The 25,680-nt window shown below is 69.7% G+C and carries 26 protein-coding genes and 2 tRNA genes; 12 read left to right on the plus strand and 16 right to left on the minus strand.

The genetic code is table 11. The annotated features are described in order from the left end of the window. Positions 1 to 7: 7 nt before the first annotated feature. Entirely contained in the window at positions 8 to 202 is a 195-nt protein-coding gene (locus BLQ62_RS23275) for a hypothetical protein (protein WP_133298763.1), read from the minus strand. Positions 203 to 737: 535 nt separating this feature from the next. On the opposite strand from BLQ62_RS23275, the gene BLQ62_RS08585 reads away from it, so the two are divergent. The 3 genes from BLQ62_RS08585 (at position 738) to BLQ62_RS08595 (ending at position 3,241) form a co-directional block, all read left to right on the plus strand. After that, a complete protein-coding gene (locus BLQ62_RS08585) occupies positions 738 to 1,070 on the plus strand; it encodes a hypothetical protein (RefSeq protein WP_139184181.1) in 333 nt (110 codons plus the stop codon). Positions 1,071 to 1,452: 382 nt separating this feature from the next. After that, positions 1,453 to 2,793, plus strand: coding sequence for a hypothetical protein (locus BLQ62_RS08590; protein ID WP_176582431.1), 1,341 nt, complete (start codon positions 1,453 to 1,455; stop codon positions 2,791 to 2,793). Between the two features lie 43 nt (positions 2,794 to 2,836). Then, positions 2,837 to 3,241 (plus strand): tyrosine-type recombinase/integrase, encoded by a 405-nt coding sequence (locus tag BLQ62_RS08595; protein WP_068565953.1) that lies wholly within the window; start codon positions 2,837 to 2,839, stop codon positions 3,239 to 3,241. Here BLQ62_RS08595 and BLQ62_RS23280 read toward each other — a convergent pair. Together BLQ62_RS23280 and BLQ62_RS08600 are read right to left on the minus strand one after the other, a co-directional pair. After that, on the minus strand, positions 3,216 to 4,328 hold the full coding sequence (locus BLQ62_RS23280; protein ID WP_068565951.1) for an LPO_1073/Vpar_1526 family protein: 1,113 nt from the start codon (positions 4,326 to 4,328) through the stop codon (positions 3,216 to 3,218). The genes BLQ62_RS08595 and BLQ62_RS23280 overlap by 26 nt on opposite strands. Before the next feature lie 455 nt (positions 4,329 to 4,783). Further along, a tRNA-Gly gene (locus BLQ62_RS08600) sits at positions 4,784 to 4,854 on the minus strand. Between the two features lie 144 nt (positions 4,855 to 4,998). On the opposite strand from BLQ62_RS08600, the gene BLQ62_RS08605 reads away from it, so the two are divergent. After that, entirely contained in the window at positions 4,999 to 6,261 is a 1,263-nt protein-coding gene (locus BLQ62_RS08605) for a DUF7847 domain-containing protein (protein ID WP_068565949.1), read from the plus strand. Between the two features lie 51 nt (positions 6,262 to 6,312). Here BLQ62_RS08605 and BLQ62_RS08610 read toward each other — a convergent pair whose 3' ends face one another. The 3 genes from BLQ62_RS08610 to BLQ62_RS08620 form a co-directional block, all read right to left on the minus strand. Next, on the minus strand, positions 6,313 to 7,488 hold the full coding sequence (locus BLQ62_RS08610; protein ID WP_068566357.1) for an acyltransferase: 1,176 nt from the start codon (positions 7,486 to 7,488) through the stop codon (positions 6,313 to 6,315). A 126-nt stretch (positions 7,489 to 7,614) separates the two neighbouring features. Continuing rightward, a complete protein-coding gene (locus tag BLQ62_RS08615) occupies positions 7,615 to 8,673 on the minus strand; it encodes an alkaline phosphatase family protein (RefSeq protein WP_331711108.1) in 1,059 nt (352 codons plus the stop codon). 142 nt (positions 8,674 to 8,815) lie between these two features. Beyond that, the gene (locus BLQ62_RS08620) at positions 8,816 to 9,454 is read right to left on the minus strand and encodes a Type 1 glutamine amidotransferase-like domain-containing protein (protein WP_238218946.1); all 639 of its coding nucleotides are present in this window, start codon (positions 9,452 to 9,454) and stop codon (positions 8,816 to 8,818) included. A 53-nt stretch (positions 9,455 to 9,507) separates the two neighbouring features. On the opposite strand from BLQ62_RS08620, the gene BLQ62_RS08625 reads away from it, so the two are divergent. The 4 genes from BLQ62_RS08625 to BLQ62_RS08640 all read left to right on the plus strand — a co-directional run bounded on the left by BLQ62_RS08625 (position 9,508) and on the right by BLQ62_RS08640 (position 12,925). Next, entirely contained in the window at positions 9,508 to 10,443 is a 936-nt protein-coding gene (locus BLQ62_RS08625; RefSeq protein ID WP_068565945.1) for an ABC transporter substrate-binding protein, read from the plus strand. After that, positions 10,440 to 11,507 carry a FecCD family ABC transporter permease gene (locus BLQ62_RS23790; protein ID WP_068565943.1) on the plus strand — a complete coding sequence of 356 codons (1,068 nt, stop codon included), beginning with the start codon at positions 10,440 to 10,442 and terminating at the stop codon, positions 11,505 to 11,507. Before BLQ62_RS08625 ends, BLQ62_RS23790 begins: the two co-directional genes overlap by 4 nt. Beyond that, positions 11,504 to 12,271, plus strand: coding sequence for an ABC transporter ATP-binding protein (locus tag BLQ62_RS23795; RefSeq protein ID WP_068565941.1), 768 nt, complete (start codon positions 11,504 to 11,506; stop codon positions 12,269 to 12,271). The genes BLQ62_RS23790 and BLQ62_RS23795 overlap by 4 nt, the downstream gene beginning before the upstream one ends. Positions 12,272 to 12,340: 69 nt before the next feature. Beyond that, positions 12,341 to 12,925, plus strand: coding sequence for a hypothetical protein (locus BLQ62_RS08640; RefSeq protein WP_068535783.1), 585 nt, complete (start codon positions 12,341 to 12,343; stop codon positions 12,923 to 12,925). Here BLQ62_RS08640 and BLQ62_RS08645 read toward each other — a convergent pair. Beyond that, positions 12,922 to 13,434, minus strand: coding sequence for a helix-turn-helix domain-containing protein (locus BLQ62_RS08645; protein WP_068535781.1), 513 nt, complete (start codon positions 13,432 to 13,434; stop codon positions 12,922 to 12,924). The two genes, BLQ62_RS08640 and BLQ62_RS08645, sit on opposite strands and share 4 nt — an antisense overlap. Positions 13,435 to 13,456: 22 nt before the next feature. On the opposite strand from BLQ62_RS08645, the gene BLQ62_RS08650 reads away from it, so the two are divergent. Further along, positions 13,457 to 14,641, plus strand: coding sequence for a benzoate/H(+) symporter BenE family transporter (locus BLQ62_RS08650; protein WP_068565939.1), 1,185 nt, complete (start codon positions 13,457 to 13,459; stop codon positions 14,639 to 14,641). Here the strand turns inward: BLQ62_RS08650 and BLQ62_RS08655 are convergent. After that, a complete protein-coding gene (locus BLQ62_RS08655; protein WP_082756510.1) occupies positions 14,630 to 16,048 on the minus strand; it encodes a serine/threonine-protein kinase in 1,419 nt (472 codons plus the stop codon). The genes BLQ62_RS08650 and BLQ62_RS08655 overlap by 12 nt on opposite strands. Positions 16,049 to 16,238: 190 nt before the next feature. After that, a tRNA-Pro gene (locus BLQ62_RS08660) sits at positions 16,239 to 16,312 on the minus strand. A gap of 251 nt (positions 16,313 to 16,563) precedes the next feature. On the opposite strand from BLQ62_RS08660, the gene BLQ62_RS08665 reads away from it, so the two are divergent. Both BLQ62_RS08665 and BLQ62_RS08670 read left to right on the plus strand, forming a co-directional pair. Continuing rightward, the gene (locus BLQ62_RS08665; RefSeq protein ID WP_231857610.1) at positions 16,564 to 17,091 is read left to right on the plus strand and encodes a GNAT family N-acetyltransferase; all 528 of its coding nucleotides are present in this window, start codon (positions 16,564 to 16,566) and stop codon (positions 17,089 to 17,091) included. Between the two features lie 30 nt (positions 17,092 to 17,121). Then, complete coding sequence (locus tag BLQ62_RS08670; protein ID WP_068535772.1) at positions 17,122 to 17,787, plus strand: DUF1361 domain-containing protein; 666 nt, start codon at positions 17,122 to 17,124, stop codon at positions 17,785 to 17,787. A gap of 4 nt (positions 17,788 to 17,791) precedes the next feature. Here the strand turns inward: BLQ62_RS08670 and BLQ62_RS24345 are convergent, their stop codons facing one another. From BLQ62_RS24345 to BLQ62_RS08700, 7 genes are all read right to left on the minus strand, one after another. Then, on the minus strand, positions 17,792 to 17,920 hold the full coding sequence (locus tag BLQ62_RS24345) for an MFS transporter small subunit (RefSeq protein ID WP_269451318.1): 129 nt from the start codon (positions 17,918 to 17,920) through the stop codon (positions 17,792 to 17,794). Further along, on the minus strand, positions 17,917 to 19,332 hold the full coding sequence (locus tag BLQ62_RS08675; protein ID WP_068565937.1) for an L-lactate MFS transporter: 1,416 nt from the start codon (positions 19,330 to 19,332) through the stop codon (positions 17,917 to 17,919). Before BLQ62_RS08675 ends, BLQ62_RS24345 begins: the two co-directional genes overlap by 4 nt. 58 nt (positions 19,333 to 19,390) lie before the next feature. Next, on the minus strand, positions 19,391 to 20,530 hold the full coding sequence (locus BLQ62_RS24475) for a DUF488 family protein, N3 subclade (RefSeq protein ID WP_083350800.1): 1,140 nt from the start codon (positions 20,528 to 20,530) through the stop codon (positions 19,391 to 19,393). 173 nt (positions 20,531 to 20,703) lie between these two features. After that, entirely contained in the window at positions 20,704 to 22,020 is a 1,317-nt protein-coding gene (locus tag BLQ62_RS08685; protein ID WP_068565935.1) for an MFS transporter, read from the minus strand. 57 nt (positions 22,021 to 22,077) lie between these two features. Beyond that, the gene (locus BLQ62_RS08690; RefSeq protein WP_082756507.1) at positions 22,078 to 22,833 is read right to left on the minus strand and encodes a YoaK family protein; all 756 of its coding nucleotides are present in this window, start codon (positions 22,831 to 22,833) and stop codon (positions 22,078 to 22,080) included. A 107-nt stretch (positions 22,834 to 22,940) separates the two neighbouring features. Next, positions 22,941 to 23,462 (minus strand): spermidine N1-acetyltransferase, encoded by a 522-nt coding sequence (gene speG, locus BLQ62_RS08695; protein WP_269451317.1) that lies wholly within the window; start codon positions 23,460 to 23,462, stop codon positions 22,941 to 22,943. Positions 23,463 to 23,570: 108 nt separating this feature from the next. Then, the gene (locus BLQ62_RS08700) at positions 23,571 to 23,954 is read right to left on the minus strand and encodes a DUF1304 domain-containing protein (RefSeq protein WP_068535766.1); all 384 of its coding nucleotides are present in this window, start codon (positions 23,952 to 23,954) and stop codon (positions 23,571 to 23,573) included. A gap of 194 nt (positions 23,955 to 24,148) precedes the next feature. Here BLQ62_RS08700 and tig point away from each other — a divergent pair, with 194 nt between their 5' ends. Further along, the gene (gene tig / locus BLQ62_RS08705) at positions 24,149 to 25,561 is read left to right on the plus strand and encodes a trigger factor (protein WP_068565932.1); all 1,413 of its coding nucleotides are present in this window, start codon (positions 24,149 to 24,151) and stop codon (positions 25,559 to 25,561) included. Positions 25,562 to 25,680 lie beyond the last annotated feature (119 nt).

Raw genomic sequence — 25,680 nt, forward strand, 5'->3', positions numbered from 1 at the left:
GAGCCCGTCAGTCGCGGTTACGCGCCCTGATCGCGACCGCTATTCGCTCGCATCCGAACAGCACACAGCCGGAAAGGACGAGTAGTCCGAATCCGATCTCGTGTCCTGCGCGCCATGCGTTCAGGCCGACGACGAACAGGAATGCGACCCCGAAAACAGCCAGAACGGGCCAGGGCGAGCCGGATATCTTTCGGTCAGTCATGGGCGAACGTTAGCACCGTGTATTTTTCTGTGGCGGGCGCTGTAGCGAGGGGTGTGGTGGCGACAGCGGAATTCATGGCAGCGGGGGCGCGGGCGGCAGTGGTGTGGCAAGCGGGTGGCGAGTGGGGCGGGCCAGGTGTCGCGTGATCGACGTCTGCCGGGGCGCCCCGTCGCTGGATGGTGAAACGCGATCAGGGCCGGTTCCCCTCGGAACCAGCCCTGATCGGTGGAGCGGGCGACGGGAATCGAACCCGCGTAGCTAGTTTGGAAGCCTTTTTTCACGCTCTCACGACGTGAGACGCGACCTGCGCTAACGTACCGATTGCCCGCAAGAACACCGAGGTAGATAGCCGTTTCCGATACGCCTCCGTACGCCCGCGAGCCGTTGCCGGACGGGTACGGGACGCCCCCGGACGCGGTGTCTACGCGGTGTCGCCGCTATCGCGACCGCCTGCGATCTGCAGCGAAGGACATCCACAGCGGTTTACGTACGCGATGCATCGAATGCAGGTTCGCGAATGCTAACGTCATCTGTCATGAAGGCACCCGAAACTGCCTCTGGAATGTGGGAACTGCTTCGAGCCGCGCCGAAGTGGCGAGTCCCGCTCGTTGTCGCGGGCGGCCTGCTCATCGTGCTGGGATTTGTCGCCATGTTCATTGACTCGATCGCCGCGATAGTTGGCGTGATCACCGGCTCCCGAGCGGCCAACTTCGGCCTTCTACTGGATGTGGTCCCGGGGCTCGTGCTCCCGATTTGGTTCTACACGCAGCGATGGCTGTTCTTCGGGTTCGGAGTCGTGCTGTTGTTCTGGCGATCTCGCAAGCTCGGTGCAGTCGATGACCAGGATGGCGGCCCCGCTGCGACCTGACTGTCAGCACGTGCGACAGTTCCGGCTGCTACTGCTTGTCTCCCCAGAAGGCGCGGCCAACTACCGCTGCCAGGAACATCAGGAGCAGCAGTCCGCCCCAGCCGATTGCCTCCATGTCGACCTCCCTGTGTGAGTAGGCCGTTACCGTAGCGCCAGGCACCGACGTGCTCGCACGGTTTGTCCGGTTCCGGCTGCCTCGCCTTGTCACGCTGCGGCGTCCGCGCGCTGGCGTAGGCTTTTCGTTAGCTGCTGTAACAGAGTTACGGCGACCGTTGCGGTTGTGCCGCATTCACTCCTTGGGCTGGTGGCCCTGACGGAGCCACCTTGTTATGAACCTTCGCGCTCGGCGTTCTGTCGGCGCTGACCTCCCCAGGAGAACCTCATGCGTACTTCCGCACTGGCCGGCCACGAGCCGGTTGATCCCAAGTTCCTCGCCCCGATCAGCGGCGCGGACGTGTCCCGTCGTCGTGGCTACCACTCGGAGGGTGACGTCACGGCCCGCGTCACCGAGACCGCCGATGGTGTCGACCTCAACGAAATCTGGAATGAGCAGGTCTCGGCGCTCTCGATCCTCAACGAGCACCGGACCACCCTGGCGAGTCTGCTCAGCTACACCACGACCGACGCCGCGCTGGCCGTCGCGCAGGGACCGGACGCCGGGGTGAAGATGGAGCTGGCGTCGGAGTTCGGTGTGCCGTCCGCGTACCGCCCGAACCAGGATTACCTGCGGATGGGCCTGCCGTTCAAGGACTGGGACACCCGCTCGGCGTTCACCTGGAAGTTCCTGCGGGATGCGTCGTCCGAGCAGGTGTCGGCGATCTTCGCCGCTGGCATCGAGGCCGACAACCGCCTCGTCACCGGCTCGATCTTCAACCGCCTGTTCAGCCCCGCGCCTGCAATTGCCGACGACACCCAGCTCACTGTGTACGGCCTGTACAACGGCACGGACGGCATCGCCCCGCCCTCCTACATGGGGCGCGAGTTCCCGGCGACCACCACGCACTACTTCACCACCGGCAGCGCGGTGCTCGACTCCGCTGACGTCGAGAACGGCATGAAGCTGCTGACCGACAAGGGCTTTGGAACCAAGGTCAGCGGGTCGACGCTGCTCATCATCGCCAACGAGGACACCGTCGAGCACATGACCGAGTGGCGCCGGGGCCACCCGACGCGCGCGGCGGAGGCGGGCGAACCGGAGGCACCCACCGCCCGGTACGACTTCGTGCTGTCGGCGGGCGCACCCGCGTACCTCACCACCGAGACCGTGGTCGGGCAGATCGCCCCGGCCCAATTCCAGGGCCTCGATGTGCTCGGCAGTTACGGCCCGGCATTCGTCGTCACCAACCACCTCATCCCCGCCGGGTACGTCCTGGTGGTGGCGACCGGTGGCCCGAACAGCGCGCTCAACCCGGTCGCGGTGCGCCAGCACCCCAAGCCCGGCGACCTGGGAGACCGCAGCCACCGGCCCTCACGCCGTCTACGACTCGCCCAAGACCCGCCGATCCAGACGGCGCGTGCCCCTGACCGCCGCGACCGTTGCGATCCTCCGGGACTATTTGACGCCGCCCGACCGGCGCGACGGACCCGACCCCCGATTCAGCGCGGGAGTCGCCACGCTAGCCCCACGAACGGACGCCCGGAACCGGACCCACCCCCGCGCGGGCGACCCCGACGCGCCCTTGTTCCCGAACACGCGGCTCATTGCCGACCCGCCGACGGGTAGGCGCGCACCGCGCCACGAGACCGGACCCCGCGCAGGCAAGCCCATGACGCCCGAGGAACAGGCCGCACGGCGCACCGTGGCCGAAGCAGAGGCGCGGCTCGAACTCGACTGGCAGAACGTCTTGCTCCACAAGACCTACTACAAGGCCGTGTACCGCCCTGCGCTACTCCGCGCCAGCCTGGCCCTGGCCGCCGACCGCCTGCGACCGATACCCGCAGACGCCACCGCGCATAGCCTCCGGCACACCTACGCGAGCTTCTGCGTCAGCGCCGGGCTGCACCCCAAGCAGATCGCCGACTACATGGGCCACGCGTCGGTCAACACCACGATGGGCATCTACGCCCACCTATTCGAGGACGACCACACGGACGCTATGACCGCCCTTGGCAACGTCGCAGCAACCCGCCCGCGCCCGAACAACGTCACTCCACTTCGGGGCTGGGGGTAGTGGCTTCGACTCCTGCCCGCAATTGATCAAAAACCTGCATCACAACAGCAGGAGTGCTCGGATCACGATTTTCCTGCTCGATGCCAGCGATCATCACGCCAACCATATTCAACTGAAAATGGAGTGCGTTTGTTTCACTGAGCTGCGACAGGAATGCAAACAACCGAGGGTTTCGTTTCTTCATCAACGCTTTTAGGTCGTCAATCGACAGCGGCGACTCGATCCGCGATTTGAGATATTTGGACAACTCGATAACCGTCCCAGTAGGCGCACCGTAGTCGGAGCCGTCCCAGTTTCGTAGGGCCTCTTGATATGCAACAGGTATCTGCAACTCTTCTGTTCCATCGGACGCGACTGAGACGCCCTGATTGTATTCAGCTTCAAGCTTCGCGCGAATCTCGTGGGGAATCTCCCCGTACATGATCGGCGCGAACATGATCGATTTGTAGGTCTTGTGAATATGCTCAAAAGGAGTTGTTCCGTAGAGCATGAATCCTACGCCGACTGAGCCAATGTAACTGTATTCGAGCTGGGAGCTCGGTATCGCGTCGTAGTATGCTGCATAGTTCACCTCTAATCCGTTGAATAGGTGGGTGGGGCTCATCGCGTTGGTCATGCTTGTGTACGTTAGCTTCGCAATTACGCTCACGGCGTTCAGTTGTGTAGAGGTTAATCGCGGGGCTGCGTCGATCGCCTGCCGAAGTATCGCTTCGGTTGTTGTGTCGGACGGTTCCTTGATCAGCTGCAGGAGGAGCTTTGAGAGTACGTCTCGCAATTCCTCGGTTCCGTTCTCGGCGAATCCAGACTGTGCGCTAAATAATGCCGCCTGGACACGCGCACGACCCAGGCTAGATATTTCGAAATCTGGGTCTGCCATTGCTTGACCAATAAAGGTGTGATTGAAGTCGTCCACTCGCTCTCGCGCTTCGTTCTGAGCTTGCGCAATATAGACCTGAGCGTTGCGGGCGAACACGATTTCGGCGATCTTCTCGACGTCGGCGACGGTCATGCCGTTCTGAATTACGGTCACCGACTGAGCGTGCACCTGGGTGGCGTTGTCGCCAGCGCTCTGGTTTGTGTCCTTCATTTCGTGGAACCTCCACTGTTGTCAACCGACACGTCACCATCGCCGCAGTTCACGATCTGAGTCGAACGAGAGCCCGCACGCTGCGATATCGCACCCTGTCGACGGTTGAGAGCGCCAGCAACAGCCGGGTACGTCAGCACTGCCCCAACGAGAAACAGTCCCGCGCCCACCAATATCGAGACCCACACCGGTACTTCGAGACCGCCGGGCAGTGTGACGAGCCCAAACCAGAGCGTGCAAGCTGCGATGGCCACTCCACCTGCCCATATACGCCGCTCCGCCACTGTAGACCGCCTCTCCTCGATGCTCTCGACATCGACATCGTCCCACGGAGGTCTGACAGGTTCGTCCGATTCGGCGCGCGGTGTCGTCGCGGTGTCGATCGCCCCGCGCCTACCCCGAGCATGGCAAAGGCCCCGGTCGGAAACCTATTCCGAACAGGGCCTTTCCATCTGAGCGGGCGACGGGAATCGAACCCGCGTAGCTAGTTTGGAAGACTAGGGCTCTACCATTGAGCTACGCCCGCGTGCGTCTGGCGACGCGCGAGACATGTTACGGCATGCCGCCGTGGGAGTGGAATTCTGCCCTCCCCGCCGCGGTGATCGGCCCTCCCTGGGTGCTTCGCACAGCGAAGTTGAAAAGAGTGCATTCGCAATGCAGGATGAGTCCTGTGAATCCCGACGGAACCGGCAATCAGCCCAGCGACGACCAGCAGGGCCACCACGGCCAGTGGGGGCAATCCCCGTACGACGCGCCGCAGTCCGGCTACCCGCCGCAGTACCCCCAGTCGGGTCCGCCGCAGTACCCGGGCGAGCAATGGACATCGCCCTACGGCCAGGAGCCGGGCTACGCCCAGCCCGGCTACGCCCAGCCCGGGTACGCCCAGCCCGGTGATGGACAGCCGGCGCCCGGCTGGGGCCCGCCGGACGTGAAAGTGGGCACGGTCCCGCTGCGGCCGCTCGGCCTGGGTGACCTGTACGGCGGGGCCGTGGCGGCGATCCGTTCCAACCCGGGTGTCATGGTGGGCTTCACCGCTGCCGCGGTCGTGATCATGCAGGTGCTCACCGTCCTGGCGCAGATCCCGCTGACCCGCATCGCCACGGACGCTGACGCCGACAGTGATGAAGGCGTCGGCGAACTCTTGGCGGCGATGGGCGCGAGCTTCGGCGTCGGCATCATCGCGGCGATCGGCTCGCTGCTTCTCACCGCCGTGCTGACGGTGGCGGCCGCCCGCTCGGTGCTGGGCGACCGGACGAGCTCCGGCCAGGCTCTGCGCGCCGTCGGCCCCCGGCTCCTCCCGCTGATCGGCCTCGCTCTGCTGCAGGCCCTCATCATTCTCGTGCCGACCCTGTTGGTCGGCGTCCTCGTCTTCGCCGTCGCGATGGCGGCAGGAAGTGGCGGCCCGGTCGTGGCCGTCCTGGTGGGCCTGCTGTTGTTCCTGGTCCTGGTGGTCGGCTACCTCGCGGTCGTCCCGGCCTTCGCCCTCTCGAACACGACCGTCGTCCTCGAGCGGGTCGGCCCGATCGCCGCGCTGCGTCGCGGCTTCGACCTGCAGCGTCCGGGGTTCTGGCGGGTCCTCGGAATCCTCCTGCTGTCCTCGCTGATCGTCGGCGTGATCGCGATCATCGTGTCGATCCCGTTCGCCGTCGGCGGCATGATCATCGACGACGGTGCGGACACCGACAACCTCGCGGGCGCGACGCTCGCGAGCCTGGCCATCGTGTCGATCGGCACGACGATCTCGCAGATCATCACCGCGCCCTTCATGGCCGGGGTGCAGGCGCTGCTCTACGTGGATCAGCGGATGCGCAACGAGCAGTTCGACGCCGTGCTGCGCGACGAGGCGATGCGACGCTGGCAGACGGGCGCTCCGGGCGTCCCGACGGACCTGCTGTGGCAGCACAAGCCGCAGCCGGCGCCGTCCTGGTACTGACGCGGTCGCGGCCCTCGCGTTCCGGCGCGGGGGCCGTCCGGGCGACGCCGTCTAGATGCGGTCGCGGGCCACGACCCACCGGCTGATCGGCGTGCGCAGCATCACGTCGACGAACAGGAGCGACATCGCGAGCACGACCAAGGCGAGAGTCGCCGTGCGCAGGATCGCGGAGGCCGGGAACCAGGTGCCGAGCAGGTCGAAGAAGCCGGCCTTGCCGAGGATGTCGAGCATCAGCGGGTGCACCGCGAACACGCCGAAGGCGCGGACCGTCGCGTAGGAGACGGCGCGTTCGCCGACGGCCCGGCCCGAGGCGCGCAGGTCGTCCCACATCATGGCGCCGAGCCAGAGCAGGATCGTCGAGGCCACGTACCAGGGCAGGTACAGCGGGTTCCAGGCGGTCGTGGCGCTCTCGGGCACGATGCCGGGCTCGGTGGCACGCAGGTACACGACCAGGCTGAATGCGGCGGCGGCCAGGCATGCTGCGACCAACCGCAGGGCGTGCGCCCGCAGCCACGGGCCCACCTTCTCGTAGTGCTGCGCGGCGAGCATGCCCATCGCGACGAACAGCACGTACATGGGCAGCAGCTTCCACGCGTGATTGAAGAACGTGTCCCACGGCTGACCCGACGGATGCGGGAAGTACTGGTAGAAGGCGAAGAACCCGAGCTGGATGGCGCCCGCGGTCAGCAGGACCACCCACGGATGCCCGGCGAGCTTGCGGGAGAGCGCCAGCAGCGCGGGGAAGAACAGGTAGATCTGCATCGAGATCAGCAGGAAGTAGAGCTGGTACTTCGCGTCGCCGGTCAGCGTGGTGCGCGCGAGGTCACCGAGCCAGCGCCCGAACGACGGGAACGGATCACCGTCGATGAGCAGGTGGTCGGTGATCGAGTAGACCAGGGTCCACACCAGGTAGGGGACCACGATCAGGCCGAAGCGTTTGCGCCAGAACTCGGGTGCGGTCATGGTGCGCCCGCGCATGCTCAGAACGAGGACGAACAGCGTGACCGCGACGAAGCCGTATCGCGTCATGTGGAGCGTCGCCGAGATCAGGCCGGTCTGGCGGATCACGTCGGGCGTGTAGTTGATCGTGGTGACGGTGTGTGCCAGCACGACGCCGAGGAACAACAGGACCCGGGTCAGGTCGGCGGTCTGCTCGCGCTTGGGCTTCGCCGGGGCGCTCACAGGCGCGGCGGCGGGCAGCGGCTTCTTCGTGTCGATGGTGGGCACCACCCTGGTGTCGTGGCAAGGGCTGAGCGTCTTCACCCCGGGCTTCGGTCGTTGTTGATTCGGTATCCTACGTGAGGTTTCTGCAAGAAACGGACAAGGGGAGTTCCCGGTGGCTCCGTGTCCGACTCACGGAGCCGCGCTGATCAGGGGGATGGCCTGCTCGTCGACGGTCCACGCGCCATGGTGGCCGAGCATCCGTGACTCCATCGGCTCCTGGCTCGGCGTCACCAGCACCGAGCGGCCCTCCGCGACCGCGAGGACGTGTCCGATCCGGTGCGCGATGACGGGGTTGGGCGGTGTGGCCCCGAACCAGTGCTCGTCGAGCGCCTGCTCCCGCGTGACCACCCGGGCGTGCTCCCCGAGCGTGCCGGCCCAGCGCGCCAGGACGTCGTCGACCTTGTGGCCACGCGCGAGGTAGACGTGCCGCACCCGCGCCTCACCGGCGATGAGCCGGACGCCCCGGTGCAGCTCCGGCACCGCATCGAGATCCACCAGGGACTCGGCCTGGATCATCCCGTGGTCGGCGGTCACCAGGAGGGTGCAGGTGCGGGGCAGGTCGGCGAGTAGGTCCGCGAACATCGCGTCGACGGCGCGCAGCACGCCGAGCCACTCCGCCGAGCCGGGCCCGTGCAGGTGTCCGGCCGCGTCGAGCAGGCCGGTGTAGGCGTACGCGAACCGCCGCGCGGCGCCCTCGTGCCGGGCCACGGCGAGCACGCCCTCGCGCACCTCGTCGAGCGTCGAGGCGGCGTGCAGGACCCCGGCAGCGCGGAACGACGCCCGCGTCAGGCCCGAGCTCTCCTGGTAGTCGGGGACCACGTAGTGGATCTCGGCGCCCGCGTCCGCGAGGTCTTCGAGGCGGCTGCGCCGGCGCTGCAGTTCGCGCGGCGGGTGCGATTCGCGGGCGTCGGGGCCGCTCGCGCCGTCGATGGTCCAGCGCAGCGAGTTGAACAGGCGCCGGCCGTGCTCGTCGGGGACGCCGAAGCTGTACCCGACGATGCCGTGCGCGGCGCAGGGCGCGCCCAGCGCGAGGCTCGACAGACTCGTGGCCGTGGTCGCCGGGAAGCCCGCATCGAGTGTGCTGCGCACGTGCGCGGCGAGCGTGGGGGCCTCGTCGGCGTGCCGGCGCAGGAGCTCCGCGCCGAGCCCGTCGACGAGCAGCACGACGACGTCGCGCTCCACGGACACGCCCAGCGGATTGTGTCCGGGAATGCCGAAAGCGGTACAGACTGAGGGCAATACGTCGGAGAGCATGCCGGTCATCGCTCGATCGTAACGGTCGCGGCGACGCGTCGCGGCGGGAACGACGGCGTGTGACGGGCTCCCGGGACTAGGTGATCGCCGACGGGATGAGGGTGGTGACGCCGTCCTCGACCAGTAGCGCCTGATCGTCGTTGACGCGGGTCAGGGGGAAGCGGTCGCCGTAGGTGCGGACCACCTCGTCGATGACCGACGACGGGTACGGCGGGAGGGCACCGTCGGCGTGCGGGATGACGACGGTGTCGACCAGGCCCAGGCCCGTGTAGTCGGTGACGCCCGGCGCGTCGGCGGGATCGTCGAGCGGCGCGACCGGCTCGATGTTCGGCCCCGCCACGACCGAGCCCGCGCTCAAGCCGATGTACGGCAGCCCCGCGCGGACCCGGGCCGCGAGCACCTCGCCCGTCCCGTTGCTCTGCAGTGCGCCGAGCAGCACGAAGGTGTGGCCGCCGGAGAGGTACACCGCGTCGACGGTGCCCAGGTCCGATTCGAAGTCGGCCGGGTTCCGGTACGTGCCGACCGTCATCCGGGTGAGCCGGAAGCCGAGGTCGGTGAGTTGCGTCCACTCGAAGGAGTGGAAGGGCTGATCCGCGTACGGCGCACCCGCATCGTCGATGAAACCGATCCGCAGGGCCCGCGGCTCCCGGCCGGTGTGCCGGCGGAGGAACGCGGGGAGGGCGCCCGCGTTGAGCGAGAGCAGCAGCAGGTTCACGATCGTGACGATACCCATCTGCGAGACTGGGCCGACGAACCGGAGGAGGAACGATGCGCTCGCGCGGCCGTGGATCGCTCGTCGCACTGGCGGCGGTCCTGTTCCTTCTCGTCGCGGGGTGCGGCGGGTCCGAGGACCGGCGACCGGAGGGGCGGACGGTCACCGTCGAGGCCGTGAACGGCGCCGTGACGGTGCCCGTCGCGCCGCAGCGGATCATCTCGCTCGCGCCCACGCACACCGAGACCCTGTTCGCGATCGGCGCGGGGGAGCGGGTGGTCGCCGTCGACGACCAATCGACCTACCCCGCGCAGGCGCCGCGGACCCGGCTCTCCGGCCTGACCCCGAACGCCGAGGCGGTGATCGGGTACGAGCCGGATCTCGTGATCGTCTCCGGCGACAGCGGCGGCCTCGTCGCGGCCCTGCGGAAGGTCGGGATTCCGGTGCTCGTGGAGCCCGCCGCGAAGGACCTGGCCGACGCCTACGACCAGATCACCGACCTCGGTACCGCGACGGGGCGGTCGGATCAGGCGCGCGCCCTGGTCGACCGGATGCGCGCCGACATCGACGGTGCGGTGCGCGCCGCGCCCCGCACCGTGCGGCCGCTCACCTACTTCCACGAGCTCGATCCACAGCTGTTCACCGTCACCTCCACCACCTTCGTCGGCCGGGTGTACGGCGCGTTCGGCCTGCAGAACGTCGCGGATGCCGCGGACGCGGGCGGTTCCGGCTACCCGCAGCTCTCGCGGGAGGCGTTGCTGCAGTCCGACCCCGCCCTGATCCTGCTCGCCGACGCGCAGTGCTGCGGCCAGAGCCTGGCGACCGTCGCGCAGCGGCCGGGCTGGCGCGACCTGCGGGCCGTCCGGGACGGCACCGTCGTCGCACTGCCCGCCGACGTCGCCTCCCGCTGGGGGCCGCGGCTGCCCGAGTTCTACCGCGCCGTGGGCGCGGCCGTGACGCTCGCGGCGGAGCGGGCCCCGGCGGGCGGATGAGTACCCGGCTGCACGACGAGCGGACGGCGGCACCGCCGCGGGCGAGCGGCCTGCGGCCGGGACCGCTGCTCGTGGGCGTCGTCGCGTTCCTCGCCGCATCGACGGCGGGTCTGCTGGTCGGCGCCGTCGACCTCCCCGTCCGAGCGGTGCTGTTCGAGCTGCTCGACCGGCTGCCGGGGGTGCGGCTCGACTCGGGGCTGACGCCCCTGCAACAGAACCTCCTGCTCGAGATCCGGCTGCCGCGGGTGCTCGCGGCGGGCATGGTCGGGGGCCTGCTCGCGATCGCCGGAGCGGGATACCAAGGGGTGTTCCGCAATCCGCTCGCCGACCCGTACCTCCTGGGCGCCGCGGCGGGCGCCGGCGTCGGCGCGACCGCGACGATCGTGCTGCTGCCCGGCGATCCGGCGGCGACGGTGCCCGTCGCCGCGTTCGTCGGCGCGCTCGCGGGCGTCGCGCTGGCGTCGGCCCTCGGCAGGGTCGCCGGCGGTCGTGGCACCGCCACGCTGTTGCTCGCCGGCGTCGCCGTCTCGGCGTTCCTCGGCGCCGTGCAGACCTTCCTCATGCAGCGCGACGCGCAGGACCTGCAGCGGATCTACTCCTGGGTGCTCGGCGGCGTGGCCTCCGCCGACGGGCCCCGGTTATGGGCGGTGCTGCCGTACGCGGTCGTGTCGGCGATGGTGCTCCTGCTGCACGGCCGGCTGCTCGACGTGCTCGGCGTCGGCGACGAGGAGGCCACCGCCCTCGGCCTGTCCGCCCGCCGCGTGCGGATCCTGGTGCTCGCGGCCGCGTCGCTGGCCACGGCGGCGGCCGTCGCCCTCGGTGGCCTCATCGGTTTCGTGGGCATCGTGGTGCCGCACGTGGTGCGCCGGCTCGCCGGCGCCTCCTACCGCGCGGTGCTGCCGCTCTCGCTGCTCGCCGGCGCGGCCTTCCTGGTGCTGGCGGACGTGCTGGCCCGCACGGCGGTCGCCCCCGGCGAGCTGCCGCTCGGCGTGGTCACCGCATTCGTCGGCGGGCCCTTCTTCGTCGTCGTGCTGCGATCGATGCGCGGACGGGGCGGCCTGTGACCGTCGAGATCTCCGGGGTACGGGTGGCGCTGGACGGGCGCCCCGTCCTGCACGACGTGACGCTGGCGGCATCGTCGGGCACGTGGACCGCGATCGTCGGGCCGAACGGTGCCGGGAAGTCGACGCTGCTGCGGGCGGTGCTGGGCCTGGTGCGCAGCGAGGGGGCCATCACGGTCGACGGTGCCGACCCGCGCCGCCGCTCGCCGCGCGAGCGCGCCCGTTCGGTGGCGTACGCGCCGCAGTCGCCGCAACTGCCCGACGGGATGACGGTCTTCGACTACGCGCTGCTCGGCAGGTCGCCGTACATCCCGTACCTCGGCCGGGAGAGCGCGAGCGACCGGCGGGTCGTGCGCGACGTGCTCGGCCGGCTCGGACTCGAGGCCTTCGCCGACCGCGACATCGCCCGGCTCTCCGGGGGTGAGCGGCAGCGTGCCGTACTGGCCCGGGCGCTGGCCCAACAGGCCGCGCTCCTGCTGCTCGACGAGCCGACGACCGCACTCGACATCGGGCACCAGCAGCAGGTCATGGACCTGATCGACGACCTGCGCCGCGCCGATGGGCTGACGGTGCTCACCACGGTCCACGACCTGACGTTGGCCGGCCAGTACGCGGATCGCCTGGTGCTGCTCGCCGAGGGCCGCGTCGCCGCCGCCGGTGCACCGCGCGAGGTGCTCACCGCGGAGACCGTCGCCGAGCACTTCGGTGCGCGCGTGTACGTGCAGGAGGGGCCCGACGGCCGGCCGGTGCTGGGCCTGCTTCGCTAGGCCGATCGTGCGTCGAAAGAGAATGAAGTTTACTGTTGTGACAGAAGTGACGACGAGTGGAGGTTCCGGATGCGCACCCGAACCCTGATGGCGGTGGTGGCCGGCGGGTCGCTGCTGCTCACCGGATGCTCCGCCAACGTGACCGGGAACGGCGCCGCCGGTGTCACCGTGGTCAAGGGCGGTGTCGGCAAGGCGATCGCCACCCCGGCGCCCGGTGGCGCCTCCGCGACGGCGGCCCCGTCAACGACGACCGCGGCCCCGTCGACCACCGGATCCGCGCCGTCGTCCGAGAGCGCCGCCGTGACGGCGATCCCCCTGGCGGAGAACGGCAACGGCTACACGTTCATCCAGACCCGCAGCGGACGGACCCGCTGCCAGGTCAGCGAGTCCAGTGCTGGATGCCAACTCGTCTTCGACAAGCCGCGGCCCCGCACCGAATCGGGCGATGAGGCCAACGGCGTCAACATCACCAAGGACGGCGCGCTGAGTTACGTGCTCGGCAATCTCGGTGACATCGATCCGGAGACCCTCGACTACACCACGTACACGGCGCGCGGCTGGTTCATCGTCGCCAACCAGTACGGCACCGCGTTCACGCATCGGACCACCGGCCACGGCATGGTGGTCAGCTCGGCGGGCGTGCAGGTCTTCTAGCGCGGCGTGGTGATCACCACGACCGCCTCCGCGCCGTCGACGGTGGCGAACCGGTGCGGCCCGTCGCTGGTCCAGCTGCGCGAATCACCCTGCCGCACGAGCTGTTCGGCCCCCACCGGGCCGACGGTGAGGGCGCCGTCGACCACCGAGAGGTGCTCCCGGACGGCCGGCCCGTGCCCGGGGGAGACGTGGTCCGCCCCGCCGGGGAACTCCAAGCGGAAGACCTCGACGGTGACGTGCGGCAGGTGGCGCACCGAGAGCAGCGCGCTGCGCATGCCGCCGTCGGCGACGCTGTGCGCGCCGGGGGACTCGCCGACGAGGGCCGTGAGCGGCACGTCGAGCGGGCCGCAGAGCGCGTAGAGGGTCTCGACCGTCGGATTGCGCCCGCCGGCCTCGATCTCGGACAGCGATCCCTTGCCCACGCCCGCGCGCCGGGCGAGTTCGGACAGGCTCAGGCCGCGCTCGGTGCGCAGTTCGCGGAGGCGTCGGCCGACGTCGGGGGAGGGCATGGCCCCATGCTACGTTCTGTTCATGGAACGTTCTGAGAACGGAACGATGGTGCCGCTGGGTGCGGGCATCGTCACCGCGCTGGTGGGCTACACCTCGGCCTTCGCCGTGGTGCTGGCCGGCCTGCGCGCCGTGGGCGCTACCCCGGGGCAGGCCGCGTCCGGCCTGCTCGCGGTGACGGTTACCATGGGCGCGGCGTCCGCGCTGCTGTCCTGGCGCTACCGGATGCCGATCATCAGCGCCTGGTCGACGCCGGGGGCCGCCCTGCTCGCGACCACCGGCGCCGTCGCGGGCGGATGGCCCGCGGCCGTCGGTGCGTTCGTGGTGTGCGGTGTGCTCTTCGTGCTGACCGGCCTGTGGCCGACCCTCGCGCGCTGGGTGCAGCGGATCCCCACGCCGATCGCGCAGGCGATGCTCGCCGGTGTGCTGCTGCCGCTGTGCATCGCGCCGATCACCTCGCTCACCACGCATCCGTGGGCAGTGGCGCCGGTGCTGCTGGTATGGCTGGTGCTGCTGCGGCTACGACCGCGGTGGGCGGTCCCGCTCGCCTTCGTGGCGGCGCTCGTGGTCATCGCGGTCGCGTTGCTGCGCGACGATGCGGTGCCCGCGTTCGCCGAGCTCGTCCCGCACGTCGAGTGGACCACCCCGTCGATCACGCTGCAGGCGCTGACGGGCGTCGTGCTGCCGCTCTACATCGTCACCATGGCGTCACAGAACATCCCCGGTGCCGCGGTGCTCGGGAGCTACGGCTACTCGGTGCCGTGGCGGCCCGCGCTCGCGGTGACCGGGATCGGCAGCGTGCTCGGCGCGCCCTTCGGCGGGCACGCGATCAACCTGGCCGCGATCAGCGCCGCGCTCGCTGCCGGCCCCGACGCGGGCCCGGACACCACCCGCCGGTGGATCGCCGGCGTCTCCTCGGGCGCCGCCAATCTGGTCCTCGGCGTGCTGAGTACGGGGCTGACCGCCGTGGTCCTCGCCGCGCCCGACGGTGTGATCCAGGCCGTCGCCGGCGTGGCGCTGGTGGGTGCCTTCGCGGCCGCGGCCGCCGGCGCGATGTCCGACGAGTCGGCCCGTGTCCCGGCGGCCATCACCTTCATCGTCGCGGCGTCCGGCACCTCCCTGGCCGGGATCGGGTCCGCCTTCTGGGCGTTGGTGATCGGCGTCGCCGTCTACCTGGTGCTCACGGTGCGGCGGCCGCTAGACGCGTGAGTCCGCCTCCGGCTGCGACGTCGTCGTCCTGGAGGGCGACGGCGTGGTCGTCGAGGTCGGCTCCGACGTGGTCGTCGACGGTGTCGTCGACGTGGTCGTGGTCGTATCCGTGGTCGTGCTCGTCGTCGTGGTGGTCGTGGTCGTCGAGGTGGGGGAGCTCGACGACGTGGGACGCGGCGTGGTGCGCGTGGGGCGCGGGTCGTCCGTCGGCTTCCCGGGGCGGCCCGGCGCGACCCGGTCCTCGCCGGGTCGTTCCGCCATCGTCCGGGGCGTCGCGAGGGCGCCGGGGTTGCCCGACGGGGGTGCGGTGGTGCTGGTGCCCGCCGCCGTGCCGCCGTCGGATCCCGTTGTGCTCAGGGTGAAGGCGCCGCCGAGGGCGACCGCGGCGACGACGAACGCGCCCGCTGCCGCGAGGGAGCGCCGGCGCCGTGCACGGCCGCCGGGCCGGGCCTGCGCGGCCGACGGTGCGGTGGACCCGATCGGCTGGGTCGTCTCCGACCGCTGGCCGGTGGGGATGCCGGCCGGTCGGCGCACCGTCGGGGCGTACACCGCGGGGTTGCGCCGGGACGGAAGGGGTTCGGAGCGGGTGACGTGCGCGATCGTGTCCGCCAGTTCGCCGCCGTCGGCGAAGCGCCGGCCGGGCTCTTTCGCGAGCGCGCGCGTGATCACGTCGGCGACGGGGCCCGGAACCCACGCCGGCAGGGTGGGCGGCTCCTCGCGGATGTGCTGGACGCAGAGCGCGACCGCCGTCTCCGCCGTGAACGGCGGCTCTCCGGTGAGGCATTCGTAGCCGACGACGCCGAGGGAGTAGACGTCGGAGGCGGCGGTGGCGTCCTCGCCGGAGGCCTGTTCGGGGGAGATGTACTGGGCGGTGCCCATGACCATGCCGGTCTTGGTGACGGGGGCGGAGTCGACGGCCTTGGCGATGCCGAAGTCGGTGATCTTCACCTGCCCGGTGGGGGTGATGAGGATGTTGCCGGGTTTGACGTCGCGGTGGACCAGGCCGGCGCTGTGGGCGACCTGGAGGGCGCGGCCGGTCTGTTCGAGCAGGTCGAGTGCCTGGGCTTGGCTGAGGTGGCCGAGGCGGCTCAGGACGGCGTTGAGGGGTTCGCCGTTGACGAGTTCCATGACGAGGTAGGCCAGGGGTGCGCCGCCGGCTTGGTCTTCGGTTTCGCCGTAGTCGTAGACGCCGGCGATGCCGGGGTGGTTGAGGGCGGCGGTGGTGCGGGCTTCGTTGCGGAAGCGGGCGAGGAATTCCTGGTCCTCGGAGAATTCGGCTTTGAGGACCTTGACCGCGACGCGGCGGTCGAGGCGGGTGTCCATGGCCTCCCAGACCTGGCCCATGCCTCCGGTGGCGATGAGCCGGAGGAGTTCGTAGCGGTCGGCGAGTACGGTTCCGCAGCGCAAAGCTGGTCCCTCCTGTCTCGGGATCGTCACTGGTACGCCGGCTCGGGGCCGCGACGAACGGGCGCGCGCACTGTGGCGGGTGGCACCGCGTACGACGGATCGGGTGTCTGTTCGAGGGGATATCGCCCGACGGGTCCGGATCGTTACCGAGTGTGTGCCGGCGCACGTCGGCGCGGGGACCGTTCTGCTGTCGGGATGACAGGATTTGAACCTGCGACCCTCCGCTCCCAAAGCGGATGCGCTACCAAGCTGCGCCACATCCCGTGATCGCGTGTGCGACCAGGTAAGAGAGTACCCGTGGCGAGGACCCGGACTACGCCCGCGTCGATGTGAGCCCTCCGGCTCCGGCTCGGCTCGAACGGGCGGCCACCCTCACCATCGCGGGTAGGTCGCGGCCCTACCCGGGTAGACGCGACGTGGGCGGAGTCGGCACCGACGGTACGGAGACCGGGCGCCGGCGGCAACCGGATTTCGTCGCGACGGCGAGGCTGCGGTGTTGCGCTAGCGTGGCCCCGGTGAGGGACTTGCCGGGCAGGTACGTCATCCGGCCGCTGCGCTCCGATGACGCCGCGGCCTTGGCATCCGTGCACGTGCGGGTGTGGAAGGCGACGTATCCGGGCATGGTCGATCGGGCGAAGCTCGATGCGCTCACCGCAGCCGGCGGTGTGGAGCGCTGGGAGCGCATCATCGCCGGCTTGGACGGCCAGGAACGTGACGGCGTGCGTACCCGCTGCGCGGTGGACGCGACCACCTCGCAGATCGTCGGTTTCGCGACGGGCGGCACCGCGCGCGACGACGGCGCACCGTCGGACACCCAGCTCTGGTCCCTCAACGTGCTGCCGGAGCACCACGGCACGGGCGTCGCCGCAGCGCTGATGGACGCGGTGATCGGCACCGGTGGCGCGTACCTGTGGCTGGCGACGGGCAACGGCCGCGCCCTCGCCTTCTACCGCAAGCACGGCTTCGAGCTCGACGGCGCGGTGCAGGTAGACGAGGAGTGGTCGTGTCACGAGTCGCGAATGGTCAGACCTGACCTGCGCTAACGAACTCGTGCAGGCTGGCAAACTGATCTGATGACCAGAACGCGCGGCGTACTGCTGCTGGCCTCCCTGCTCGCCACCACGGCGCTGACCGTGGCGCTGGGGACCACGGACCCGGCGGCGCCGCTCACCTACCCGAGCCGCTTCCTCATCTGGAACCTCTTCCTCGCGTGGATCCCGATGCTGTTCGCGGTGGGCTTCGCGACGGTGCGCCGCCGCTGGGCGCTGGTGCCCCTCGGCATCGGCTGGCTGGCCTTCCTGCCCAACGCGCCGTACCTGGTGACCGACCTGGTGCACCTCGGCGACGGCGAGAACATGTGGCGGCACGTGCTGCAGTACGGGTTCGCCGCGTGGACCGGGATCCTGCTGGGCGTGGTCTCGATGCTGCTGGTGCATCGCCGCCTGCAGCGTGAGCTCGGCGCGCTGTGGGGCTGGCTCGCCGTGGTGCTGTCCGTGGGACTGTGTGCGATCGGCGTGGTCATCGGCCGCTTCCAGCGCTGGAACTCGTGGGATCTGGTGACCCGGCCCGACGCGGTCGTCGTCGCGACGCTCGACTGGGTGACCTCGCCGTTCTCCTACGTCCAGTCCACGGGCGTGGCCGCGGCGGTGGCGGCCTTCTTCGGTCTCGCCTACCTGACGATCTACGCGCTCACGCCGCCCGTCGCCGACGGTGCGCGGCAGGCACCGTCGAGCGCCTGACGTCTCAGCCCTGGAAGAGCTGGAGCGCCGCGTCCACGGCGTTGTAGAGGCCGTAGAGCAGCGGGATCGCCACCAGAGTCCACGTCGCGACGAGTTGGACGGGGTGCCGCCCGTCGGATTCGGTGTCGGTCACGAGGCTCCCTTCGGTCCGTGCGCAGCGTCGACGGCGTCGACGACGTTCCCCTTCTCCTGCCACCGCTCGGACACGGGGCGGATGGCGAGGTTGGCGAGGAAGCCCACCACGAGCACGCCCACCATGATGTACAGCGCGAGGTGGTAATCGGCCGCCTGGAGCGGAATCGCGTTGCCCGCCTCGTCGACCCGGTCCTTCTTCGAGTCCAGCACCCGGTTCACGATGAGTGGGCCGAGCACGCCCGCCGTCGACCACGCGGTCAGCAGCCGGCCGTGGATCGCGCCGACCTGGAAGGTGCCGAACAGGTCCCGCAGGTAGGCGGGCACCGTCGCGAAGCCGCCACCGTAGAACGAGATGATCACCGCGCAGAACAGCACGAACAGCGCCGTCGAGGAGGCCCCGACGGTCGCCAGCCCGAGATAGAGCAGGATCCCGACGCCGAGGTAGATCATGTAGGTGGGCTTGCGGCCGATGTAGTCCGATGTGGTCGACCAGCCGAGCCGGCCGGCCATGTTCGCCACGGAGAGCAGGCCGACGAAGCCGGCGGCGACGGTCGCGGTGACCGTGGAGACGCCGGTGTCGTCGCGGAAGAAGTCCTGGATCATGTCGGCGGCCTGCTCCAGGATGCCGATGCCCGCGGTCACGTTGCACAGCAGCACGATCCACAGCAGCCAGAACTGCGGGGTCTTGATCGCGTTGGCGGCGGAGACGTTCCCGGTGGTCACCATCGCCTTGGAGGCGACGGTGGCGGGGTCGAAGCCCGCCGGGACGTAGCCGGGCGCGGGCACGCGAATGGTGAAGACGCCCATCATCATCACGACGAAGTAGCCGATGCCGAGGGTGACGAACAGCTTCGTCACGGCGCTGCCACCGGCTTCGGCGCCGCCGAAGAACGTCATCAGTTCCTTCGACAGCGGCGAGGCGACCATCGCGCCGCCGCCGAATCCCATGATCGCCATGCCCGTTGCGAGTCCGGGCCGGTCGGGGAACCACTTCATCAGGGTGGAGACCGGCGAGATGTACCCGAGCCCCAGGCCGATGCCGCCGACCACGCCGTACCCGAGGTAGACGAGCCAGAGCTGCCCCGTCGCGATGCCGACCGCGGCGATGAGGAAGCCTGCGCCCCAACAGCTCGCGGCGGTGAACATGGTGCGCCGCGGCCCGACCCGGTCCACCCATGTCCCGAACACCGCGGCGGAGAGCCCCAGCATGACGATCGCGATGGAGAAGACGATCCCGATCATGGTCTTGTTGGTGTCGAAATGCTTGACCAGAGCGTCCTTGTAGACGCTGGTCGCGTACACCTGGCCGATGCACAGGTGGATGGCCAGCGCCGCAGGCGGTATCAACCACCGGTTGTAGTTCAGCGGTGCGACGGAGTGCTCTCGGTCGAGGAAGGACAGCGCGGCCACGGCGCGACGCTAGCAGCCCGGCCGGGTTCGACGGTGCCGGTCCGCGAAGTCGGCGCCGTCACCGCTCGAGCGGATCACGCCCCGTCAGAAGCGCGGCGAGGACGTGCGCATGACTGATGTCCTCCGCCTTGGAGGCGGTGAGCAGCGTGACCGGTCCCTCGTCGACGAGCGCCTGCAGCGCGCGGAACGCCTCGGCCGCCTCGGGTTCGGCGAGCTCGGCCCGATACCGATCGACGAATCCGGGGTACTTCGCGGGGTCGTGCTCGTACCACTTCCGGAGCTCGGTGGACGGCGCGATCGCCTTGCACCACTGCGACAGATCGGCGCGGTCCTTGCTGACACCGCGGGGCCAGAGCCGATCGACGAGCACCCGCGCGCCGTCCCCGTTCTGCTCCGCCTCGTACACCCGCTTGACCCGCACCGTCATTCTTGTTCCTTCCCTCGCGCGGTCCTCCGCGATGGTCCGCGCGCTCCGCAGGACCTCCTCCAGCATGGCCGGTGTCAGTCGCCCGGTGAAGGTGTTGCGCTGGCTGACGTGGAAGCAGCCGACGACGGCGAGGGTACGGCCGTCGGGGTGAGCGAGGTCGACGCGCGCGCCGTGGCCGAACGCGGGGCGCGGACGCGGGACGCGCCAGCCGCCCTCGTCGAGGACCGCGAACAGGGCCTGCCAGCCGAACGCACCCAGCACCACCGCCACCCGCAGGCGCGGCATCAGCGAGATCTCGCGCGCAAGGAACGGCGCGCAGTTCCGGCGCTCCTGCGGCGTCGGCTTGTTCGCCGGCGGCGCGCACCGCACGGGCGAGCTCATCCGGGTGTCGAACAGCTCGAGCCCGTCGTCGGCGGAGACGGCGAGCGGCTGATTCGCCAGCCCCACCGCGTGCAGCGCGGCGAACAGGACGTCACCGCTGCGATCGCCGGTGAACATCCGCCCGGTCCGGTTGGCCCCGTGCGCCGCCGGCGCCAGTCCGACGATGAGGATGCGCGCGTCCGCCGGCCCGAACCCCGGAACCGGCCGGCCCCAGTAGGGCTCGTCGGCGAACGCGGCGCGCTTGACCCGCGCGGCCTCCTCCCGCCACGCCACCAGTCGCGGGCAGGCCCGGCAGGTGGTGATGAGCTCGTCCAGGTCCGCCACGGATCGCGCCGTCACCGCCGCCGACGGTGCCCGCACGGGCGAGGTGGATCGGGCAGGACCGGTCATGCTTCGAGAGTAGGCGGATCGGGAAGAGGCCCCGGATATGGGCGAGGCCGGCGGCACCTGTAACGCGCCCCGGCCTCTGTTTCACTGAGCGGTTTACAGTCACGCTCACGAACTTGTTCGAAACTGTATCAGGCTCAGCTCGTCTGTTCCAATTCGGAATCCGATCGCGACGCTCAGGGCAGGCGAGCGGCCCGCCGGATCCAGGCCGTCGCGGCGAGCGAGATCAGCGCCGTGGCGGCGAGGTAGCCGGCGGCCGTCCACGGCGCTCCGTCGACCCCGTGGATCAATGCGGTGAGGATCAGGGGAGTCAGGCCCGAGGCGTAGATCCCCGAGAACTGGTACACCACCGACAGTCCCGTGTACCGCACCTCGGTGGGGAACAGGCTCGCGAAGAAGGTGCCCTGCGCGGCGTAGAAGACGCCGTGGATCAGCCCGAAGACCACCACCAGCCCCACGGTGAACCACACGATGGACGCCGTACCGAACAGTGCGAAGACGGGAAAGACCGCGAGCCCGTAGAGCAGGACGCCCACGCCGTACACGCGCCCCGGCCCGTGACGGTCGGCCAGTGCCCCGGCGAACGGGATCACCACCGCCATCACCAGGGCGGCCACGGTGACGGCGAGCAGGACCTGCACCTTGTTCATGGCGAGGCTCGCGGTCGCGTAGGTGATCGCGAAGACGCCCCAGGTGTTGAACGCGCTGCCCTCGGCCCACCGGGCGAGGCAGCCCGCGATCGTGTTGCGGCGCAGCCCGGGATCGGCGAGCAACTGCCGCAACGGAGTCCGGGTGGTGTCGAGCGACGCTCGCGCCGCCACGAAGGCCGGCGTCTCGTCCACCGCGAGACGCACGAGCACGCCGATCACCACCAGCACGATCGAGACGGCGAACGCGATGCGCCAGCCGAACCGGAGGAACTGATCGTCGTCGAAAACGGTCTGCAGCAGGGCGAAGACTGCTGTCCCCAGGCCCAGACCGAGCGCGAGTCCGACCTGCGGGATCGCCCCGAAGCGGCCCATGCGCTCTTCGGGCGCGTGCTCGACGGCGAGCAGGACGGCGCCCGCCCACTCGCCGCCGAGCGCGAAGCCCTGCACGATCCGCAGGAGCAGCAACAGGATCGGCGCCAGGATCCCCACCTGGGCGGCCGTCGGGAGTGCGCCCATCAGCGCCGTGGCCACGCCCATCAGCAACATGGTGAGCGCCAGCGTCTGGCGGCGCCCGATCCGATCCCCGATGTGCCCGAAGACGAGACCGCCGATGGGCCGCATCACGAATCCGACGGCGAAGGTCACGAAGCTGAGCATCGTGCCGACGAAGGAGCTCGTATCGGGGAAGAACAGCTTGTTGAACACCAGCGACGCGGCGGTCGAGTAGAGGAAGAAGTCGTACCACTCCACGGTGGTCCCGAGGAGCGAGGCGGCGATGACGCGTCGCAGCTGGGTGCGGTCGGGAGCGCCGATCGGCGCGGGCTCGGCGGTGGCGGTACTCACCGACCGGAACCTATCGGCGATGCGCCGTCGCTGTCACCGGTTGTACTCGCGGTGACCTCAACCCAGGAGGGCTCGGCGGTCCGAGTGTAAGAACGTGACCAGAGTGGTGATCCCGCACAGGATTCCGGCGACGAGGATCACCTGCGGGCCGGTCACGAACGAGCCGATGACGCCGCCGACCGCGGCACCGAGGACGAAGCCCGCGTAGACGAGTGCGTAGCCGAGCCAGTCGTAGACGGTGCCGCCGCCGGTCGCGTGCCGCTCGATGCCCTGGCCCAGTTTGACCAGCGTGCCGGTCACGTACGACAGCGGCACCGAGACCTCGCCGTTCTTGGTGAACGAGGTGTTCAGCGCACCGAGCGAGAAGGTGATGATCAGGATCGGGACGAACCGCACCTCGGGCTCGTCGAAACCGTCGAGGACGAAGTCGGTGGCGGACGCCACCAGCAGGCCGGCGGTGGTCAGCACCGTCGGGCCGTGCGGATGTCCGTGCCAGAAGAACCGGCGGCAGATGGACGCGACGACGACGCCGGCCACGAATGCGATGATCAGGGAGGTCGCGGCGAGTGCCCCGGCGCCCGCGACCTGCTGCGCGTCCGAGGCCTTGAACCACGTCAGGACCGCGCGCTCGGTGTTGCCGGTCATGAAGGTCACGAAGTAGCCGGCCGAATGAAGGAAAGCGACTGCGCCGACCATGCCGGCGACCCCGGCGAGGAGCCAGGAGAGTCGTGCGTCGGTGCCGATGGCGGTCTCCCGGGAGACGACCGGGCGGGGCTTCGTCGAACTGGACTGTTGCTCCGTCGGGGTGGTCATTCCCCATGGTTACCGATGGGCGGGGGTGCCCGCCGGGCGGCCGCAGCGACTCACATTCGGGGAAGGGATCGGCCCCGCGCCACAATCGACCGCGATCGAGACGCGGTTCACACGGGCGGTGTGTCCGATGCGAGGAAGTCTCGCTGGAACACGCGCATCAGCCGCGCGTCACGATACGCCCCGTTGGAGAAGTACTGCTCGCGGAGCAGCCCCTCCTGGACGAACCCGATCTTCTCGTAGACATGCGCCGCCTTCTCGTTCGCGATGTCGACGTACAGGTAGACCTTGTGCAGGTTGAGGATTCGGAAGGCGTAGTCGAGCGCCCTGCGCGTCGCGACCGTCGCGTAGCCCCGACCCTGCGCGGCCGGCGCGACGATGATCTGGAACTCGCAGTTGCGGTGGATGGTGTTGATCTCCACCAGCTCCACCAAGCCGACGGGCAGCCCGTCGCTCTCGATGATGAACCGGCGCTCGCGGTCGTCGTGGATGTGCCGCTCGTAGATGTCCTCGAGTTCGGCGAGGGCGTCGAAGGGCTCCTCGAACCAGTACGACATCACCGCCCGGTCGTTGAACAATCCGTGCACGAATCGCAGGTCCGTGCGCTCCATGGCGCGCATCGAGAGTTCCACGGATTCAGGGTAGGACGATCCGGCCCGCCGGGAGGTCGATCGGGCCCCGGCTGTGGTGTCCGGCGGTGAAGTCGGTGTCGGGCGCGCGGGAGGGGGAGACGCCTGCGGTTACGCCGCCAGCCCGATTCCCAGGAGGATCACCGCGACCAGGGGCGCTGCGCCCTGGATCGTGGCGGCGCGCAGCTTCGTCCGATCCGAGAGCGCCAGGACCAGTGCCGCGGCCAGCATCGAGCCCGCGCCGGTGAGCACCAGGGTGGCGCCCACCGCGCGCTGCGGTCCGAACAGTGCCAGCCCGACGAACACGGCGACGGCGAGGAACAGGTTGTAGAAGCCCTGATTGAACGCGAGGCCCCGGGTGATCTCCGCGGTCTCCTCGGTGGTGCCGAAGGCGGCGCGTGCGCGCGGGGAGGTCCACGCGATCGACTCCAGATAGAAGATGAAGCAGTGCACGAGTGCCGCGACGGCGGCGGCCACGAGGCCGATCAGGATCATGCGCTCATCATCGTCGATCGACGGCGCGGATGCCCCGCCCGGGCCGGGCCGGACGCCGCCGCCCGGGCTGTCGGAGCCGCAACCCCGTCGCGTACGCTTGTCCGAGTGCCGTGGGCCCGACGTCGGTCCCGTGCTGCCCGCAGGAACCCGCACATCACGCGGCCCTCCTGCTGAGACCAACCCGAGGAGAACGAGTGAAGAGCACCGTCGAGCAGCTGAGCCCGACTCGCGTCCGCCTGAGCGTCGAGGTTCCCTTCGACGAGCTCGCGCCGGATTTCGATCGCGCCTATGAGACGCTCGCGCAGCAGGTCAACATCCCCGGCTTCCGCAAGGGCAAGGCCCCCGCGAAGCTGATCGAGGCGCGCGTCGGTCGCGACGCCGTGCTCTCGCAGGTGATCAACGACGCGCTGCCCGGCAAGTACAGCCAGGCCGTGCTGGACGCCGAGGTCAAGGCGCTCGGCCAGCCCGAGATCGACATCGACAAGCTCGAGTACGGCGAGACCTTCTCGTTCACCGCCGAGGTGGACGTGCGCCCCGAGATCACGCTGCCCGACTACTCGACCATCGAGGTCGAGGTCCCGTCGCTCGAGGTCACCGACGCCGACGTCGACGAGCAGATCGAGGGCCTGCGCGCCCGCTTCGGCACCCTCAAGGGCGTCGACCGCGCCGTCGAGACCGGTGACTTCATCACCATCGACCTGTCGGCCACCGTCGACGGCAAGGACGTCGAGGACGCCAAGACCACCGGCCTCTCGCACGAGGTCGGCTCCGGCAATCTGATCGACGGCCTGGACGAGGCCGTCGTCGGCCTGAAGTCCGGCGAGTCCAAGGAGTTCACGACCACCCTCGTGGCCGGCGAGTTCGCCGGCCAGGAGGCCGACGTGACCGTCGTCGTCGACTCCGTCAAGGAGCGCGAGCTGCCCGAGCTGGACGACGAGTTCGCCCAGCTCGCGAGCGAGTTCGACACCGTCGAGGAGCTGCGCACCGACCTGCGTGAGCGCGTCGAGCAGAACAAGAAGCTCGGCCAGGCCGCCGACATCCGCGACGCCGTCCTCGACAAGCTGCTCGAGGCCGTCGAGGTGCCGCTGCCCGAGGCCGTGGTCAAGGAGCAGACCGACGCCAACGTGCACGACGTGCTGCACCAGGTGGGCCACAACGAGGAGCTCCTCGAGACCGCGCTCAAGGCGCAGGGCACCACCCGCGAGGAGTTCGAGACCCAGGCGCGCGAGTCCGCCGAGAAGCAGGTCAAGGTGCAGCTGCTGCTCGACGCGATCGCCGACGCGCAGGACGTGCAGGTCGACCAGCAGGAGCTGCAGGAGCACATCCTGTTCCAGTCGCAGCGCTACGGCATGCAGCCGCAGGAGTTCATCCAGCAGATCCAGCAGGCCGGCCAGCTGCCCGCCCTCTTCCAGGAGGTCCGTCGCGGCAAGGGCCTCGCGGACGTCGTGCTCGAGGTCTCGGTCAAGGACGCCGACGGCAACGTCGTCGACACCAAGTCGCTGTTCGACCGTGCGGACGCCGGCGAGGAGCTCGCCGAGGAGGCGGCCTCCGAGGAGGACGTGGTCGCCGAGGCGGAGGAGATCACCGCCGAGGCCGACGAGAAGTAGGACCCCGCGGAGCGCCCCGCAGCCGGATCGGCTGCGGGGCGTTTCTGCCCTCAGCGGAGCCGGGCGTGCCGAGGGACGGTTCGGCCGGTCCCGTTCGTTACTGTCGATGTCAGCAAAGA

It is taken from the genome of Tsukamurella pulmonis (assembly GCF_900103175.1).
In the GTDB taxonomy this organism is placed as follows: Bacteria; Actinomycetota; Actinomycetes; order Mycobacteriales; family Mycobacteriaceae; genus Tsukamurella; species Tsukamurella pulmonis.

Coding starts and splice junctions, on each gene's coding strand:
- BLQ62_RS23275 (WP_133298763.1), bottom strand. CDS start 202: ATGACTGACCGAAAGATATCCGGCTCGCCCTGGCCCGTTCTGGCTGTT.
- BLQ62_RS08585 (WP_139184181.1), top strand. CDS start 738: ATGAAGGCACCCGAAACTGCCTCTGGAATGTGGGAACTGCTTCGAGCC.
- BLQ62_RS08590 (WP_176582431.1), top strand. CDS start 1,453: ATGCGTACTTCCGCACTGGCCGGCCACGAGCCGGTTGATCCCAAGTTC.
- BLQ62_RS08595 (WP_068565953.1), top strand. CDS start 2,837: ATGACGCCCGAGGAACAGGCCGCACGGCGCACCGTGGCCGAAGCAGAG.
- BLQ62_RS23280 (WP_068565951.1), bottom strand. CDS start 4,328: ATGAAGGACACAAACCAGAGCGCTGGCGACAACGCCACCCAGGTGCAC.
- BLQ62_RS08625 (WP_068565945.1), top strand. CDS start 9,508: ATGCGCTCGCGCGGCCGTGGATCGCTCGTCGCACTGGCGGCGGTCCTG.
- BLQ62_RS23790 (WP_068565943.1), top strand. CDS start 10,440: ATGAGTACCCGGCTGCACGACGAGCGGACGGCGGCACCGCCGCGGGCG.
- BLQ62_RS08640 (WP_068535783.1), top strand. CDS start 12,341: ATGCGCACCCGAACCCTGATGGCGGTGGTGGCCGGCGGGTCGCTGCTG.
- BLQ62_RS08645 (WP_068535781.1), bottom strand. CDS start 13,434: ATGCCCTCCCCCGACGTCGGCCGACGCCTCCGCGAACTGCGCACCGAG.
- BLQ62_RS08650 (WP_068565939.1), top strand. CDS start 13,457: ATGGAACGTTCTGAGAACGGAACGATGGTGCCGCTGGGTGCGGGCATC.
- BLQ62_RS08670 (WP_068535772.1), top strand. CDS start 17,122: ATGACCAGAACGCGCGGCGTACTGCTGCTGGCCTCCCTGCTCGCCACC.
- BLQ62_RS24475 (WP_083350800.1), bottom strand. CDS start 20,530: ATGACCGGTCCTGCCCGATCCACCTCGCCCGTGCGGGCACCGTCGGCG.
- BLQ62_RS08690 (WP_082756507.1), bottom strand. CDS start 22,833: ATGACCACCCCGACGGAGCAACAGTCCAGTTCGACGAAGCCCCGCCCG.
- BLQ62_RS08700 (WP_068535766.1), bottom strand. CDS start 23,954: ATGATCCTGATCGGCCTCGTGGCCGCCGCCGTCGCGGCACTCGTGCAC.